Source organism: Gemmata palustris, from assembly GCF_017939745.1.
In the GTDB taxonomy this organism is placed as follows: domain Bacteria; phylum Planctomycetota; class Planctomycetia; order Gemmatales; family Gemmataceae; genus Gemmata; species Gemmata palustris.
This window is the reverse complement of the sequence record NZ_JAGKQQ010000001.1, coordinates 1,792,287-1,805,289: the sequence shown is the minus strand read 5'-3', so window position 1 is coordinate 1,805,289 and position 13,003 is coordinate 1,792,287. Positions and strand designations below refer to the sequence as shown.

The window sequence follows — 13,003 nt, the reverse complement described above, 5'->3', positions numbered from 1 at the left end:
GACGTTCGTGTTCCTCCTGCCGATTTGTATCGCGTTCGCGCGCGGGTCGAACTTCCCCGGCCGATCGGCTGGGTCGTGTTCGAGGCGCTCATGCTGCTGACGCCGCTCGTGGTGTCGGGCTGGTCGTTCACCGCGCCCGATCGCGCGGGCCGCGCGGCGCGGGGGCACACGGTTTCGTCCCTCCGCGCGCTCGTGTGGCTGTCCCTGCGGCAGCTCCGGCTCACCGGGCCGGTTCTGTCGGCGTTCGCGCTCGCGTTCGGGTTCGTGCTGCTGGTGCCGGAGGCCCGGCGCTGTTCGTTTGGCCGCCACTGGCGCTGGCCGCCGGGGTGCTGGCCGGGGTCACCGCGTTCGGCGACGAGCAGGCGCACCGGATCGCGCCCTTCTGGGCCGAGGGCCGGCTCCCGATCGGGCGCGCGTGGCGGGTGAAGATCGGCGTTCACCTGGCCCTGACCGCCTGGTTGCTGTTCCTGGTGGTGCTGCCGTGCGCGGTCCGCACTCAATTTGAAACGCACACGCGGTTCAGTTACGGGCGCAGCCCGTTCGCGACGATCTTCCACGACCGCCTGTTCGACGAGCTCGGTCCGCAGGCGTGGACGTACCTTCTGGTCCCGGCCGTGTACGGGTTCGTGGTCGGGCACCTGTGCGGGTTGTTGTTCCGCAAATTGGTCGTCGCGTGCGGGGTCGCGCTGATGGTCGGCGGGTGCCTGTCGGCCCTCTGGGGGCCGTCGCTGTTGGCGGGCGGGCTGCGGCACTGGCAGGTGTGGCTCCCGGCCGGCGCGCTGCTCCTCACCGGGCGGCTCGTCCTGCGGTCCTGGTCATCCGATCGGGGCGTTCAGCGCGGACCGCTGCTGCGCTTGACCGGGGGATCGGCGCGCGCTCGCGTTCGCGGGCGCCCTCGGATACCGGGTGCTAGAAGTGCCGGACCAACCGGACGGGGCCGCCGACGTCGCGTTCGTCGGGGCGCTGCCGGCGTTCGACGAGAACGTCGCGGGGCGAGTTCCGCGCCGCGGTCGAGCGGTACGCGCACGGTGACCGCGATCGCGCAGGAGCCCGAGCGCCAGGGCGGCGCGCCCGCGCCAGCGGATCGACGAGCGGTTGGAAATCGTGCTCCGGCAAGGTTGGCCGGCCCACGACGCGGAACTCGCGACGTGGTTGGACCGCGTGTATTCGGGCCCTGGCCCCGGACGAGGCGCCCTGGCCCGCGATGGCCGCGCTCGCGGGGAGCGGCCGGTCGGCGTCTTCGAGTCGCCCCAGTTGGTCAATACTGCGGCCGTGACCGCGGGGAACCTGGAGAACGCGCGCGCATGGCGGTCGCGCTGCTGGCCCGCGGGCTCCAGCGCCAGGCGGGCGGGGAGCCGGGGCGTTCTTACCCGCGCTGCGGACCGTCATGGCGCTGGTTCGGAACCTGCGCAACGGGTCCGGATCTTGGCACTCGTGGTCGGCATCGAGGTCGAGCGCCAGGCCCTCTTCGCCGCCGACCGGTGGTTGGAGCGGTTCGCCGGGTCCGCCGCCGACCTCCGCCGCGGGCCGGGTGTTCGAGCACCACGACGCCCCCGGCGACCTGGACCTGGTCCCGCACTACCTCGCCGACCGGTACGTCCTGCGCGAACAACTGCGGGTGCCGAGCCCGTGGCTCACGGGGCACCTGATTTCGGCGGGCGTGAACGAAGAACTGGCCGCGGCGGAGGCGGACCTGGTTTCGTTCGCGTGGACCGTGCCGTGGGAGCGCGAGCGCACGCGCCGGTTGCTCGGGCTCGGGTTCGAGCAGGGGTTCCCAGGGCCGCCCCTGGAGCACGCCGTGCTGCTCATCGGGCGGCCCGGGGCCGGGTTGCTACTCGCCCGGAACCGGGCCATCGGCGACGTGACCGAAACCGAACGGTACCTCCGGGTTCTGCGCCGGGTAACGGTCATCAAGTTCGCTTGTCGCGCGCACCTCGTGGACCGAAAGGCCGCCCGCGGCGCTGGCGGACCTCGTCACCGGCGGGTACCTCGGTGCGGTCCCGGCCGACCCGTATGCCGAAGACCGGGCGTTCGGTTACCGGATCTCGCCCGGGAGGAGCTCCGCGCGCGCAGCAGCAGGCCCCGGAGCGCAGATCACCGGGCGGGGCGGACCGGGCGACAATCTGGCACCTCTTCCCATCGAGCGCGGGCAGATCGTCGTGTGGAGCATCGGCGCCCGACCGCACCGACCAGGGCGGTCGGGTCGTACCGGGGGAGCACGCGGTCGGAAGACCTCGTGTTCCTCGTTCCCATGCTCCCGGCGGAATTCAAGTAGGCAGAGGACAAAGGACAGAAGACAGAGCCGCAGATCAACGCAGATAGCGCGGATCAAGACAAAGAGCAGATCAATTCAAGCGCAGGGCTTCCGCCCTGTGCTACGTCAGACGGCCCCTTGTATGTTTCGTAAACCGAAGAGTGGTGGGGTAGGCCGCACGCCCCTTGGGAGTGAAATCCCGTCCCGGAGCAAGGACCACCCCACGACTCTCGCACCCTCGCAGCCCGAACAGGCGCGTGGACCCCAACCGGATTCGCAAGGCCGGGCCGAACGGGTGCATCGGGGCACCACCATGACGACCGCATGTTTCGTGGGGATCGATGTCTCCAAGGATCATCTCGACCTCCACGCGCGGCCCGACGGATCGGCCGCGCGCTACACCAACGACCCGACCGGTATTGCGGCCCTACTCGCGCGTGGGCGAACGGGCGCCCGAGCGCATCGTCCTCGAAGCCACCGGGGGTTCGAGGGCGCGGTGGCCGCGGCCCTCGCCGCGGCCGGGCACCCCGTGGCCGTCGTCAACCCGCGCCAGGTACGGGACTTCGCCCGGGCCACCGGCAAGTTCGCCAAGACCGACGCCATCGACGCCGCGGTACTGGCCCATTTCGCCGAGGCCATCCGACCCGAGGTCCGGGCGCTCCCCGGTGCCGAGGCCGTGGCCCTCGCGGGTCTCGTGGACCGCGCCGCCAGCTGTTGGAGATGCGCACGCGGAGGCCAACCGCCTGGCCCTGGCGACCGCGCGCGTGGCGACGAGCGTGCGGGCCCACATCGCGTGGCTCTCAAGCAACTGGACCAGGTCGACAAGGAACTGGCCGAGCTCATTGAAGCGCGTCCGGTGTGGCGCCAAGGACGACCTGCTCCAAGGGGTTCCGGGCATCGGACCGGTCGTGAGCCGGGTGCTGGTGAGCGAGCTCCCGGAGCTGGGAACGCTCTCGAACAAGCGGATCGCGTCGCTCGTGGGCGTGGCCCCGATGAGCCGCGACAGTGGCCGGATGTCGGGCACCCGTTCGATCGCCGGCGGGCGCGGGGCGTTCGGCGGCCTGTACATGGCGATCCTCTCGGCCGTGCGGTACAACGAGCCGATCCGCGCGTTCTATCAGAAGCGGCGAAAGGCGGGTAAAGCGATCAAGGTCGCGCAGGTGGCGGCGATGCGCAAGCCCTCGTCATCCTTAATGCCATGATCCGCGACAACAAACCGTGGACCCCGAACGTCGCCACCGCCTAATCGCGTGTTTTTCCCTTGACCTTCAACACAGGCGCCCGGGGCGAAGACCACAAACCATCTTCCGCCGCGGAGCGGCCGGCGTTTGTAGCACCGGGCGGAAGCCCTGTGCGCTTGAATGTTCGGCCCCGCGCCATCACACGACCAGTTCTTCGCGCTGAGCGAGCCAGTCGTTCGGGATGCCCTTCTCGCCCACCGCGAGCGCCACGATGCCGCCGACGATCGCGCAGTTGGTGTCGATGTCCCCCCGTGCGCGGATGGTCTGTACGAGGGCGGTCTGGTAGTTGTGGAGGTGCATCGCGGCCACCCACAGACAGAACGGAACCGTGTCCTGACAGGAAATGTGCGAACCGTTTCCGAGCGCCCGCACCACCGGTTCGATGGACAGGTCAAATGGGACCACGGCCGCGCCGCGCCCGACCAGTCGGACCTCGGATTCCGTCGAGAGGTCGAAGGTGAACGTTCGGGCGCGCTCGATTCCGTCTCGCACCAGTCCCGTCGGCGTGTGTGCGAGTGCCGCGTCGAACAGTTCGCGCCGCGTGGCCTCCTCGGTGGGTCGCGCGCGGTTCCTCCACACGCACGCTCCCGCGACGGCCGTGGCGATGGCGCCCGCGATGCCCTCGGGGTGCGCGTGCGTGACTTCGGCCGAGAGCCGTGCTTGCTTCGCGACGACGGAATAGTCACCGTCCGCGAAGTACGCCGCGAGCGGGGCGATCCGCATCGCGCTACCGTTACCGAAGGAGCCGCCGGGGAACACGCCCTCGGCTACCGCGCGCCACGGATAGCCGTTGCCGACTTGCTCCAGGAGCCGGTGTGCCCCCCCGCCGTAGCCGCGCCACGGCTGCGCCTTGTACCGGGCCGCGAAGCGCTGCGCGAGCCGATCCTGGTCGATGCGGCCGTGCTCGTTCAGCACGTCGTAGACGCTGATCGCCATCTCGGTATCATCGGTAAACGGCCACGGGCCGCGCGCGGTTGCACGCGGGTCTTCGAGGATCGCTTCATAGTTGTGGTCGCGGAAACACGTTTGTCCGAGGGCGTCACCCACGGACAGGCCGGTGAGGGCGAGTCGCGCACGGTGCATGCGGTCTGTGTGATCGGCGGGTAGTGGCGTATTCATAATGCCCCACGGACGCGCGAACGGGAGAAAAGGTTCAGAACACCTGGGACCGCGGACGTCTCGTCCGCAAAAGCGACGCGGGCCGCCCGGCCGCGGCCGGGACGTCCGCGATCCCAGGAGAAGCCCCTCTATCATTCCCGAAAGCGCGCCCGCACGAAAGGTGCAGATGTGGATCTGGTGTTGGGCGAGGAGTCGCGGTTCGGTCGGTGGTGTTGACTTTAGCCCCGGTAGTCTACCAGGGGTTGCGCGTTGCTCCACCCCTGGCTACGCTCTGTCGCCCCTAACCGGGGCTAAAAACCAACTCACGTTCGCTCTCTGCGTTCTGTTCTCTGTTCTCTGTCTTGATCCGTGTTATCTGCGTTGATCCGTGGCTCTGTTCTTTGCTTTTTGTCTTTGCTCCTCACACTTGCAGAACGCCCGTTTTGAACGGCTTGCCCTCATCGAAGCGGGTGGCGACGGCCAGCGCGGTCAGCAGAGCGGCGCGCGTGTCTTCGGGTTGGATGATCGCGTCCACCCAGAGCCGGGCCGCGGCGAAGCGGATGTCGGTCTGCTCCTCGTAGCTGGCTTTCACCTTGTCGCGCAGGGCCGCGAGTTCGTCCGCGTCGGGCTCCTTACCGGCGCGCTTCAGTGCCTGGACCTGCACATCGAGGAGCGTGCTCGCGGCCTGGTTCCCGCCCATCACCGCGTACTGGGCCGTGGGCCACGCGAGGATGACGCGCGGGTCGAACGCCTTCCCGCACAGCGCGTAGTTCCCGGCCCCGTAAGACCCGCCGGTGATGAGCGTGAGCTTCGGCACCACGCTGTTCGAGATCGCGTTCACCAGTTTCGCGCCGGCCTTGATGATCCCGGACTGTTCGGAGTCCTTGCCCACCATGAACCCGTTCACGTTCTGCACGAACAGGATGGGCACGCGGAGCTGGTTGCAGTCCATCACGAACCGGGCGGCCTTCTCCGCGGAATCGACGTAGATCACCCCGCCGAACTGGAGCGGCCCGTCCTCGAAGTGGCCCGGTTTGTCGGCGGCGCCCTTCGCGGCCGGCACGGTGGCCCGGACGCGCAACTTCTGGTTCGCCACCACGCCGACCGTTTGCCCGCCGAGTTTGCCCCACCCGCACACGATCGTGCGCCCGTAGTCGGCCTTGTACTCGTCGAAGGGCGCATCGTCGAAGACCCGTTTGAGCAGGTCGCGCACGTCGTACTCGGGCTGGGTGAAGTCGCTCCACTCGGCCCCCGCCGGTGCGGGCGGGCTCACCGCGCCGGCGCGCTTGTCCTCGGGCAGCGCGGCCACCAGGCGCCGCAAGCGCTCGAGGCACGCCTCGTCGGTCGGTTCGCGGTAGTCGATGGTCCCGCTGATCGCGGCGTGCATCTTCGCGCCGCCGAGCGATTCCGAATCGACCACCTGACCGATCGCGGCCTTCACCAACGCCGGCCCCGCGAGGTACAGCCCGCTCCCCTCCGTCATGAGGAGCACGTCGCACAGCACCGGCAGGTACCCGCCGCCCGCGACGCAGTTCCCCATGATCGCGGCGAACTGTGGGACACCCGCGGCCGAGATGACCGCGTTGTTGCGGAAAATGCGGCCGAAGTCGTCCTCGTCCGGGAACACTTCGTCCTGCAGCGGCAGGAACACGCCGGCGGAATCGACGAGGTACACGAGCGGGAGCCGGTTCTCGAACGCGATGCGCTGCGCGCGCAGCACCTTCTTGCACGTCATCGGGAAGAACGCGCCGGCCTTCACGGTCGCGTCGTTCGCGATCACCATGACGTGCCGCCCGGAGACGGTGCCCACGCCCGTCACCACTCCGGCCGAGGGCGCGCCGCCCCACTCGGCGTACATCTTCCACGCGGCCCACAGCCCCAACTCGAACAACTCGGTGCCGGGGTCGAGGAACTGCGCGACGCGCTCGCGCGCGGTAAGGCGCGACTTCTCGTGCTGCCGGTCGATGGCCTTGGCGCCCCCGCCGAGGCGGATTGCATTTTCTTCGGCGGAGAGTTCGGTGAGAGGTGTCATGTCGGGAATTATATTGCGGACGCGGCCACTGCTTCGGCGGCACAGGGCCGAGGTTTCTGGCCCGCGCCGCCGGAGCCAATCACCAAGTGGCCCCCAGGGATGATTTACAGCGCGCGGCGGAAGAGGTCGGCCGCGAGTCCGATCGCGAGTCGCGCGGTGGACGGGTCGTAGCGCTCGCCCTCGTCGCGCAGGAAGGCGTGTGCCGCGTTGAACTCGTGCCAGGTGAACCACGCGCCGGCCGATTCGAGCGCGTCGTAGATCGCTCGGCGCCCGGCGCCGGGGACGTGCGGGTCTTGGCGGCCGAACACCATCAGTAGCTCCCCTCGTACATCTTTGGCACGGGCGAGCGAGTCCGCGCCGCCACCTTTCCCGAGAGTACCGGTGTGCAAATCTGTGGGGTAGAAGCACGCGGTCGCGCGCACGTCCGGCAGCAGTGCGGCCCGGAACGCGAGGTGCCCGCCGAGGCAGATGCCGACGGCACCCACACTGCCGTTACAGGCGCGGTGCCCCAGAAGCGTATCGACCGCGGCCCGGGCGTCCGCGTCGAAGTCCGACATCGGGATGATCTGCTTCAGCGCGTTGCCGCGATCCTTCCCCGCGTCGTCGTAGCCGAGCACGCACCCGGCCGGTTCGTGCGCGTGGTACACCTCCGGCACCGCGACCAGGTAGCCCAGACTCGCGAACTGGAGCGCGAGCCGGCGCACGGGGGGCGTTTGCTGAAAGATCTCGGAGTACAGCACCAGCCCGGGGCGCGCGGTCGGTGGGCGCCCCGGTTCGTGCGGCGCGTAGAAGTACGTCCGCATCGGGCCGGTGGGCGTGGGGACGTCGGTGACGGAGTCGGTGACAATCATCGGCGGTTCTCGAAGTGATTTGAGATTAAGGGAACGGGTCCGTTGCGGAGGAGTAGAAGGATAGTTACTCTTTGCTCGACTTGCTGGAATTGAGTTAGTGATACCAAATCGGGTTGATCCGTTCTTCTTCAAGTATGCCGCAAATTGCTCGCGAATCGAATTTTGCGGCCGATCTCGATGGTTGCGAATTAACCCGATTTGGTACGAGTCGGGGTGAGTAGACGGGTGCCGTCCCGTCCGGGACGATGGCGTTACCACATGACCATCGCCCCGGACGGAACGACCATGCCATTATCGCATCCGCTCCCGCCCTCGTGCCAATTGTTTTCTACTCTCACGGCGGCCCTCGCGGGATGCTCGACCAGCACCGCCAGGGGGAACTTCTCGATATGTGAGTGCAATGACCCTGGGTATTGGTCCAGTTCCACGCCCCGAGCCCGGCCAGGCAGTTCGGGTTCGGGACCAGTGCGTCCATCTCGGCCGCGAGTGCGTCAGCCAGTGCCAGCCACGCCGGGGTGTCGAACGCGACCCCGCGCGGTCATCGGGGTGATCGGCACCCCGCACCTCATCTCCAGGTCCAGGGCGCCCGTGAGGTTCAGGGCCACGGCCCGCGTGCGCGGCGCGAGTTTGGTGGCCCACCGACGAATGGCCGTGGGACCACCAAGCTCGCACACTGTGATGTCGAGGAACAGGTGCTTGCGGTTCTGGGTGTGACGGGGGGCGGGTAGGGACTCGAAGTACGAACCGATCGATTCTACGGGCGCCCGCTCGGTTGCCATACGTCACACCGAGCACCCGCGCGGTCCGTCACCACACGAGCGGCGCTCGAGCGCAGAGTGCGAACCATTCTCCAAGGGGTAGAGCGGCGAGGCACGGCGCGCAAGGCCACGCCGCTCCCCCAGCTATGCGCGTTGGCCGTGGGTTAGTAGCTGATCTGCCACAATTCCAGCCCGGCGTTCTCAGCCCACCGCGTGCATGCCCTCCGCACTCGTCCTTGAGTTTGCAAATCCCGCTCTGGGTGGATGTTCAGTGAGAAAGTGATTCGTTGGTCCTTCGCCAGTTTCAGTTTCTCAATGGCCGCCCGGACCGACTTGTCCACATTCTCAGGAACCCAATCGTCGGTTTTGCAGTCGAGGCGCGGGTACACGTCCAGAAACGCGGCTGATTGGGTCCGCACGCGGCTCAAGGGCGTGCGCACTGGGTACGCTCGAACGCGCTCGTCGCCGATGCTATTCTCTGTCTCGTCTGCTCCCTTATTGTCCTTTAACGGAGCAATGTAATCTTCAAATGAGAACGTTTTGTTGTGAGTGGTACTCAGATCCGCTGGATCACCGGGAGTGAATCCGGCGCTCACCAGCGCACCATTGAGAGCCGATCCGATCCAATCGGCACCGTTACGTGACGTGTCGTCACCGAGCCCGTAATGCACATCAATATGGGCTACGGACCGGCCCTTTTCGGGGCGGAGTGGTGCGAGCGCGGTTCGGAGTTCCTTCAAATTGAGCGCGTCCGTGTTGAGCGTTTTGGGATCTTTGAACAGTGCCGACCCGTCCACGATCACGACCGCGGCCGAGTTCGGACCGGCGCCACGGTAGAGCCGGCGCTGGAGTTCCGTGGTGATGGGTGCAACCGCAAACGTCTTGCTTACGACCGCTTGCGGGGGCTTCTTGTCAGGTTCTTTGGCGCCCGGAACCGGTCGCGGGGGAGGGGAGGGCACGGGTGGTTCCGCGCTCGACCGTAGCCCGAAAGCCAGACAGACACATAACACGGTGGCGCCGGTACCAAAACGGAATGCCTTCTTCACGAGCGTCATTCGGATCTCCCGTTTTGCGAGTTCGAGCACCGGAGCGGAAACGAGCGGGTGCTTCTTCGTGGCGAAGGCGACAGCAGCGCGCGTCGTTGCTGCCGTAAAGGATGACGAGACGGCCAGGGCCGTCGGTACGATTGCAGAAAGCGACACGCCGCGTCGGGTCAGCAGGGCCGCGAGTTTGTCTTTGGCGCGTGCCACTCGACTCGCGACCGTACCCACCGGCCACCCGAGCCTCCGCGCGGCTTCCGCGTGAGTCAGCCCCTCGAAGAAACACAGGAGGACGAGTGTGCGGTGCGGTTCGGAGAGGCGATCCAGTTCTTCGTGAAGAACGCGGTCGAGAGTGAAGTCCGGCGCAAGAATCGGCGGGGGCGCGGGGAGGGCATCAAGGTCCGCGACCGGAACGGTCGGCAGCACGTGCCGCCGAGTGGACCGGTTGGCAACCCGGCGCGCGACCCGAAACAACCACCCGGCCGCGGACCCCGCACTCCCGATCGCCGGAGCTTGTCGCGCGAGTGCCAGGAACACGGCTTGAGCGGCGTCTTCGGCCGCGTGGTGATCGCCCAACACGCCCCGACACGTGCGCAGCACCAACCCGGCGTGCCGCCAGACGAGTAGCTCGAACGCTCCCGCGTCTCGGTCGGCTGCGAACCGGGCGAGCAACTCGGCGTCGGTCGGCTCTGCCAGTTCTGAGCCGAAAGTAGCGATAATTCGGCGGACGGGGTGCGACATCGGCTCCTCCTTACCCATTCAGTAGCCGGTCCGCCCGCTCCGCGTCCCCGGATTCTTCAGAATCCCGAGAAACCCACCGCACGACGGCACCCAATTGATGCTCTGTTCGGTTGTCGTGGTGCGACGGCGGGGCCGGGTATCCTGCCCGCTATTGTTGGTTCTCAAAAGGGCTTGAGTACAAGCCCGCGCTTCGTTATGTCCCGGCTCCGCCTTTCGGGGGAAGGGCACATCGCTTGCGGGGGCTCGCCATGAGTCGTGTATTTGTGCTGACGATCGCCGCGGGGCTCGCGGCCTGCTCGGTGGGGTGTTCGTCGGCGCGTTACGTGTCGAAGCAAAGTGATTCGGGCGTGGTTGCGATTCCGTCGAACACGAACTCCTGGCCGTTCCACTACCGTCAGGAGGCGGAAGCCATGATCCGCCAGCACGTTGGGGCGGATTACGAGATCGTGGACGAGCGCGAGGTCGTTACCGGTGCCCGCGTTACGAACAACGAGCAGACCCAGCACGACTTTACACCCAACAAGAAGCAGCCCAACTTGCCGGGCGAACGGGTGACCACGAACGGTACCGTGACGAGCAACAACATCTCGGAGTGGCAGATCACGTACAAGAAGCGTCAACCGTTTATGAACATCGGTAACGCTCGGGGGCCGGGCACCAATTCGCCCGTGGGTGTGCAGCCGGCGGGCGGGACCGCGCCGACCGGACCCGGGGTGAACGTGTTACCGTATAATCCGTAAGTAATGTGCCCGCTGCCGATTACGGCTTGAGCACGACCTTCACGCACTCGTCTTTCTTCGTCGCAAACTCGGCGTAAGCCTCGGCCGCTTGCGACAAGTTGTACCGGTGCGTGATGACGAACGACGGATCGATGTCGCCGCGCTCGATGCGGCTCATGAGCGGCTTCAGGTACTTGTGGACGTGCGTTTGCCCCATCTTGAAGGTCAATCCCTTCGCGAACGCAGCACCCATTGGCAGTTTGTCGAGTAGCCCGCCGTACACGCCGGGGATCGAGACCGTTCCCCCCTTGCGGCACGCCATGATCGCCATTCGCAGTGCTGTAGGCCGGTCGGTCGCCATGTAGGTCGCGGTTTTCACGCGGTCGTAAAACCCCGCGAGGCCGTTCCCGTGTGCTTCCATCCCGACCGCATCGATGCACGAGTCCGGTCCGCGCCCCGCGGTCGCCTCATCGAGCCATCTGAGCAAGTCCACGTTCTCGAAGTTGACCGTTTCGGCCCCACACAACTCGCGCGCCTTCTTGAGCCGTCCTTCGACCGAGTCGATCCCGATTACGCGGGCCGCGCCGAGCATGAACGCGCTCTTGATCGCGAATAAACCCACCGGCCCGCACCCCCACACCGCGACCGTGTCGCCCGGCTCGATGTTACAGTTCTCTGCGGCCATGTACCCGGTGGGGAAGATGTCCGAGAGGAACAGCACCTGTTCGTCCGACAAGTGAGAAGGAACCTGGATCGGCCCGACGTCCGCGAACGGTACGCGGACGTACTCGGCCTGACCGCCCGCGTACCCGCCCAGCATGTGCGAGTACCCGAACAGCCCGCTGCCCGAGTACGCGTACACGCTCTCCGCGATTTCCGCTTTCGGGTTCGAGTTGTCGCACAGGGAGAAGAACTGCTTGTTGCAGAAGAAGCACCCGCCGCACGCGATGGTGAAGGGCACCACCACGCGGTCGCCCTTCTTCAAGTTGGTCACGTCGCGCCCGGTCTCGACCACCTCACCCATGAACTCGTGACCGAGGATGTCCCCCGCCTGCATGGTCGGGATGTACCCGTCGTACAGGTGCAGGTCGGACCCACAGATGGCCGTGGTGGTGATTCGGATAATCGCGTCCCGCGAATTGGTGATCTTCGGGTCCGGCACCCGTTCGACCGCCACGTCTTTCTTCCCGCGCCAGCACAAGGCTCGCATTGGTTGTGTCCTCTATTAGAAGGTGTGGAATCGGTCCTGTTTTGGGCACGAGCCGCGTTCTCGAGTGTGGTCCGCTCGCTCCGCGAGCGGTTGAGCCGTGAACTGAAAGGCGGTGTCACTGAGCCAGGAACTCGAACCCGCTCGCGGAGCGAGCGGACCACACTCGAGAGCCTGGTGAGCAGTCCTCGACTGAACTACCGCTTACCGTGGGGTTGGCCGTAAGTGGTGGGGATCTCGCCGGTTTCGAGGATCTGGCGGAACCGGCGCATGTCGGCCTTGATTTGCGCTTCCGGGGACTGGCCGATCAGTTTCGCGAGCGCGGTGCCCAACTTGCCGCCCGGGGGATCGTACTTCAGACTCACGCGCACCTCGGTCCCGCGCCCGTTCGGCAACTCCTTGAAGTGGACCGAACCGGTCGTGTCCACGTCCGCGCCGTCGAGCGAGCGCCACGAAATCACCTCGTTCGGGTGATCGGTTACGATCTCCGCATCCCACTCGACCTTGATGCCCAGCGGCCCGCGGGCGATCCAATGCGAGCGGTTGTCGGTGGTCGTGTCCACGTCCACAAGGTGCGTCATGAAGCGGGGCAGGTTCTCGAAGTCGCGCCAGAACCGGTACACGTCGACCACGGGCTTGTTCACGGTGATCGCGTGCTCGATTTTCGTACCGTGCCCGGCGGCGATGGCCGTTTGCGGCTTCGTCGAGTCGGAGGTGCTGACCCCGAGGGCCTGGTACAGCGCGCAGTTCCCGGTCGTACCGCGGTAAATGAGACCCGCGCCGAGCAACGAGGACAGCAGCGTCGGCCCGCGCCCGAACCCGAGTACCGCGAGCGCACCGCCGGCGGCCAGCGACACCCACCGTTCGTTGCTGCTCACGTTGGTACGCGCTTGTGGGAGTCGGTCGACGGCGCGGGCGACCCTGGAATCGGGACCGGCGACGGATTTAATTGTTGTGGTGAGAAGGGTACTTGCCATGAATCACCTCGGGGAGCACATCGGACGGAAACACTGATGCGGGAGCAATCCCGGTGCCGCGGGTGGGGTGGTTTCGTTTACGTTG

Annotated in this window: 12 protein-coding genes and 1 pseudogene; 5 read left to right on the top strand and 8 right to left on the bottom strand. The window is 66.8% G+C overall.

All coding sequences use genetic code 11. The annotated features are described in order from the left end of the window. Nucleotides 1-90 precede the first annotated feature (90 nt). Nucleotides 91-426, top strand: a complete 336-nt coding sequence (locus J8F10_RS07285; RefSeq protein ID WP_210653179.1) for a hypothetical protein — start codon at nt 91-93, stop codon at nt 424-426. Nucleotides 427-523: 97 nt separating this feature from the next. Here the strand turns inward: J8F10_RS07285 and J8F10_RS07280 are convergent, their stop codons facing one another. Beyond that, the gene (locus J8F10_RS07280) at nt 524-790 is read right to left on the bottom strand and encodes a hypothetical protein (protein WP_210653178.1); all 267 of its coding nucleotides are present in this window, start codon (nt 788-790) and stop codon (nt 524-526) included. Between the two features lie 741 nt (nt 791-1,531). Here J8F10_RS07280 and J8F10_RS07275 point away from each other — a divergent pair. From J8F10_RS07275 to J8F10_RS40700, 3 genes and pseudogenes are all read left to right on the top strand, one after another. Beyond that, on the top strand, nt 1,532-2,275 hold the full coding sequence (locus J8F10_RS07275; RefSeq protein WP_210653177.1) for a hypothetical protein: 744 nt from the start codon (nt 1,532-1,534) through the stop codon (nt 2,273-2,275). A gap of 121 nt (nt 2,276-2,396) precedes the next feature. Beyond that, a pseudogene (locus J8F10_RS40705) lies at nt 2,397-2,912 on the top strand (IS110 family transposase); the annotation flags it as partial. Nucleotides 2,913-3,096: 184 nt separating this feature from the next. Then, the gene (locus J8F10_RS40700; protein WP_390891101.1) at nt 3,097-3,456 is read left to right on the top strand and encodes a transposase; all 360 of its coding nucleotides are present in this window, start codon (nt 3,097-3,099) and stop codon (nt 3,454-3,456) included. Between the two features lie 177 nt (nt 3,457-3,633). Here J8F10_RS40700 and J8F10_RS07265 read toward each other — a convergent pair whose 3' ends face one another. The 5 genes from J8F10_RS07265 to J8F10_RS07245 all read right to left on the bottom strand — a co-directional run bounded on the left by J8F10_RS07265 (nt 3,634) and on the right by J8F10_RS07245 (nt 10,015). Then, on the bottom strand, nt 3,634-4,614 hold the full coding sequence (locus J8F10_RS07265; protein WP_210653176.1) for an ADP-ribosylglycohydrolase family protein: 981 nt from the start codon (nt 4,612-4,614) through the stop codon (nt 3,634-3,636). Between the two features lie 400 nt (nt 4,615-5,014). Then, nucleotides 5,015-6,625 (bottom strand): acyl-CoA carboxylase subunit beta, encoded by a 1,611-nt coding sequence (locus J8F10_RS07260; protein ID WP_210653175.1) that lies wholly within the window; start codon nt 6,623-6,625, stop codon nt 5,015-5,017. Nucleotides 6,626-6,729: 104 nt separating this feature from the next. Then, nucleotides 6,730-7,476 carry a dienelactone hydrolase family protein gene (locus J8F10_RS07255; protein ID WP_210653174.1) on the bottom strand — a complete coding sequence of 249 codons (747 nt, stop codon included), beginning with the start codon at nt 7,474-7,476 and terminating at the stop codon, nt 6,730-6,732. Between the two features lie 491 nt (nt 7,477-7,967). Next, entirely contained in the window at nt 7,968-8,255 is a 288-nt protein-coding gene (locus tag J8F10_RS07250) for a hypothetical protein (RefSeq protein WP_210653173.1), read from the bottom strand. A 143-nt stretch (nt 8,256-8,398) separates the two neighbouring features. Then, entirely contained in the window at nt 8,399-10,015 is a 1,617-nt protein-coding gene (locus tag J8F10_RS07245) for an RNA polymerase sigma factor (RefSeq protein WP_210653172.1), read from the bottom strand. Nucleotides 10,016-10,263: 248 nt separating this feature from the next. On the opposite strand from J8F10_RS07245, the gene J8F10_RS07240 reads away from it, so the two are divergent. Next, nucleotides 10,264-10,755 (top strand): hypothetical protein, encoded by a 492-nt coding sequence (locus J8F10_RS07240; RefSeq protein ID WP_210653171.1) that lies wholly within the window; start codon nt 10,264-10,266, stop codon nt 10,753-10,755. A gap of 19 nt (nt 10,756-10,774) precedes the next feature. Here the strand turns inward: J8F10_RS07240 and J8F10_RS07235 are convergent, their stop codons facing one another. Both J8F10_RS07235 and J8F10_RS07230 read right to left on the bottom strand, forming a co-directional pair. Further along, nucleotides 10,775-11,944 carry a zinc-dependent alcohol dehydrogenase gene (locus tag J8F10_RS07235; RefSeq protein ID WP_210653170.1) on the bottom strand — a complete coding sequence of 390 codons (1,170 nt, stop codon included), beginning with the start codon at nt 11,942-11,944 and terminating at the stop codon, nt 10,775-10,777. A gap of 194 nt (nt 11,945-12,138) precedes the next feature. Next, entirely contained in the window at nt 12,139-12,918 is a 780-nt protein-coding gene (locus J8F10_RS07230; protein ID WP_246523011.1) for an SRPBCC family protein, read from the bottom strand. Nucleotides 12,919-13,003: the final 85 nt, after the last annotated feature.

Coding starts and splice junctions, on each gene's coding strand:
- J8F10_RS07260 (WP_210653175.1), bottom strand. CDS start 6,625: ATGACACCTCTCACCGAACTCTCCGCCGAAGAAAATGCAATCCGCCTC.
- J8F10_RS07265 (WP_210653176.1), bottom strand. CDS start 4,614: ATGAATACGCCACTACCCGCCGATCACACAGACCGCATGCACCGTGCG.
- J8F10_RS07240 (WP_210653171.1), top strand. CDS start 10,264: ATGAGTCGTGTATTTGTGCTGACGATCGCCGCGGGGCTCGCGGCCTGC.
- J8F10_RS07255 (WP_210653174.1), bottom strand. CDS start 7,476: ATGATTGTCACCGACTCCGTCACCGACGTCCCCACGCCCACCGGCCCG.
- J8F10_RS07245 (WP_210653172.1), bottom strand. CDS start 10,015: ATGTCGCACCCCGTCCGCCGAATTATCGCTACTTTCGGCTCAGAACTG.
- J8F10_RS07230 (WP_246523011.1), bottom strand. CDS start 12,918: ATGGCAAGTACCCTTCTCACCACAACAATTAAATCCGTCGCCGGTCCC.
- J8F10_RS07285 (WP_210653179.1), top strand. CDS start 91: ATGCTGCTGACGCCGCTCGTGGTGTCGGGCTGGTCGTTCACCGCGCCC.
- J8F10_RS07235 (WP_210653170.1), bottom strand. CDS start 11,944: ATGCGAGCCTTGTGCTGGCGCGGGAAGAAAGACGTGGCGGTCGAACGG.
- J8F10_RS07250 (WP_210653173.1), bottom strand. CDS start 8,255: ATGGCAACCGAGCGGGCGCCCGTAGAATCGATCGGTTCGTACTTCGAG.